This is a genomic window from Streptomyces rubellomurinus (genome assembly GCF_000961885.1).
GTDB lineage: Bacteria > Actinomycetota > Actinomycetes > Streptomycetales > Streptomycetaceae > Kitasatospora > Kitasatospora rubellomurina.
On the sequence record NZ_JZKH01000354.1, the window covers coordinates 1 to 334 of the forward strand.

Here is a 334-nt window from a genome sequence, read left to right on the forward strand (position 1 = left end):
GTTGTCGACCACGCCGCTCGAAGCCGTCCACGGCGCCGCCGTGCCCGTCTCGAAGCCCTGGTTGCCGAGCAGCTGCGCCGGGGTGCAGGTGCCGCCGCCACCACCGGTCACGGCCCAGGTGAAGGAGGCCGAACCGGTCTTGCCGGCGTTGTCCTTCACCGTGACGGTGACGTTGGAGCTGCCCGCGGTCGAGGCCGTACCGGAGATCACACCGGTCGAGGCGTTGATCGACAGCCCGGCCGGCAGGCCGCTCGCGCTGTACGACAGCGGCGCGGTGCCGCCCGAGGCCTTGATCTGCAGGTTGACCGAGCCGCCGACCGCGGTCGACTGGTTG

At 71.9% G+C, this 334-nt stretch carries 1 protein-coding gene; it reads right to left on the minus strand.

Translation table 11 applies throughout. The features are described from left to right. The coding region (locus tag VM95_RS38175; protein WP_045706323.1) for an Ig domain-containing protein at positions 1-334 on the minus strand (334 nt) is incomplete at both ends.